The following is a 1,791-nucleotide window of genomic DNA, read 5'->3' on the forward strand; positions in this document are numbered from 1 at the left end:
GCGCGGCGATTCGAAGAAAATCAATGTCGCCGGCACGGCTTTCAGTGCCTCCAGCCGCGTCAGCCGCTGCCCGGTCTTCACCGGTAAAAATCCGGCGAACATGAAGGCATCGGAGGGCAGGCCGGATGCGGTCAACGCCGCGAGCGGCGCCGATGGGCCGGGGATAGGCACGACGCGAATGCCGTGGTCGAGCGCCTCGCCGACCAGCCGGTAGCCGGGATCGGACACCAGCGGCGTGCCGGCATCGGAGATCAGCGCCACGCTCTGTCCGGCCTGCAGCGCCGCGATCAGCTTCGGCCCGGCCTCGCCGGCATTATGCTCATGATAGGCTGTGGTGCGGCGGCGGATGCCATAACGGTCGAGCAGCACGCGCGACACCCGCGTGTCTTCGCAAGCGACGATGTCGGCGGCGGCCAGCGTCTCCAGCGCGCGCAGCGTGATGTCGGCGAGATTGCCGATCGGCGTCGCCACCAGATAGAGCGCCGGCTCCAGCGGCCGGGCCGCGATCTCGGTCTGCCCGACCACATAGCTGCGCCTGCCCGTCTCTGCGGTCACTGACGACTTCTCCATTCAGCCCTGTTTGGCACGGCTGACGCGGGCTTGCAAAAGCTGATGCCGATGTAGGGAATTCGCCTTTCCTTTGCCACAGTGGGGAACCAAACCGGCGTTGGCAGATTAGCCCCCTGATTCCGGAGGAGGACAGGATGGACAGCCTCAAGATACAAGACGCTTTCGAACCCTACTATGCCGGCCGCAACCGCGTTGCCACCCCCAGGGACAAGCGCCCGTCTGCCAAGACCGAGCACAGCCTGACCGAAGAGCGCGTCGCCAGCACCTTGCCGACGAACGTCAGCCTTTCCGACAACAAACCCGACAGCACGACGGAGCACTGACCGGACGATGCCCAATCGCTTCGATATCTTCATCACCCGTCTTGAAACGAAGAACGCACGCCATGGCGCGCAACTACCCTCGATAGGCGACCAGCACAGCACCCGCCGCGATAAGGGCGACGCCAAGCCAGTTCGCTCCGGACAACCGCTCGCCGAGAAAGGCCGCGCCAAACACCGCCACAAGCACGACGCTTAGCTTGTCGATCGGCGCCACCTGCGCCGCATTGCCGATCTTCAGGGCGCGAAAATAGCAGAGCCATGAAGCGCCGGTCGCCAGACCGGACAGGGCGAGGAAAGCCCAGGTCTTTCCCGAGATCGTAGCCGGCGACTGGAACTGGCCGCTGGCGAGCAGGATGGCACCGAGCACGATCAGGATGATGATCGTGCGGATGAAGGTGGCGAAATCGGAATTGATGTTCTCGATGCCGACCTTGGCGAAGATCGCCGTCAGGGCAGCGAATGCAGCCGAGAGCAATGCCCAGAATTGCCAGGAGGATACGGTCAGGTTCATCAAGGTGGCCTTCGCGGATGACGTCTCAACCGAGATACCGCGAAACGCGCGCCTTCAGAAGGCCAATCAACTCCAGATCCATGAATTCATAATTGTCAGGTATGTCGAGGCAGATCACACGCGCCTTCTTCAGGCTGGCCTTGAATTTCTTCTGCAGCTTGGTGCGGTGCGCCTTTTCCATGACGAAGATGATGTCGGCCCAAGCGACCAGCTCATGCGTCAGCGGCGTGTCGGCATCGTGGTTGGTTCCGGCCGAGGCCACCTCGATATCGCGGCGCGTTGAAAACACCTGTTCGGCGGTCGGGCTGCGCAAGCGGTTCTGGCTGCAGACGAAAAGGACGTTCTTCAAGGGTTAGCGCGCCAGATCGGCGACCACCGCGTCGAGCA

Annotated in this window: 4 protein-coding genes; 1 reads left to right on the forward strand and 3 read right to left on the reverse strand. The window is 63.0% G+C overall.

From position 1 onward, the window contains the following. On the reverse strand, nt 1-570 hold a 570-nt coding region (gene rsmI / locus EN914_RS34180), incomplete at its 3' end, for a 16S rRNA (cytidine(1402)-2'-O)-methyltransferase (protein ID WP_127389627.1). A gap of 134 nt (nt 571-704) precedes the next feature. Here rsmI and EN914_RS34185 point away from each other — a divergent pair. Further along, nucleotides 705-893, forward strand: coding sequence for a hypothetical protein (locus EN914_RS34185; RefSeq protein WP_013528626.1), 189 nt, complete (start codon nt 705-707; stop codon nt 891-893). Between the two features lie 73 nt (nt 894-966). On the opposite strand, the gene EN914_RS34190 is transcribed toward EN914_RS34185, so the two are convergent. Together EN914_RS34190 and EN914_RS34195 are read right to left on the reverse strand one after the other, a co-directional pair. Further along, the gene (locus EN914_RS34190) at nt 967-1,404 is read right to left on the reverse strand and encodes an EamA family transporter (RefSeq protein ID WP_013528627.1); all 438 of its coding nucleotides are present in this window, start codon (nt 1,402-1,404) and stop codon (nt 967-969) included. A gap of 25 nt (nt 1,405-1,429) precedes the next feature. Continuing rightward, complete coding sequence (locus tag EN914_RS34195) at nt 1,430-1,753, reverse strand: low molecular weight protein tyrosine phosphatase family protein (protein ID WP_024502182.1); 324 nt, start codon at nt 1,751-1,753, stop codon at nt 1,430-1,432. Nucleotides 1,754-1,791 lie beyond the last annotated feature (38 nt).

Origin of the sequence: Mesorhizobium sp. M7A.F.Ca.CA.001.08.2.1 (assembly GCF_003998455.1) — a bacterium.
In the GTDB taxonomy this organism is placed as follows: Bacteria; Pseudomonadota; Alphaproteobacteria; order Rhizobiales; family Rhizobiaceae; genus Mesorhizobium; species Mesorhizobium ciceri.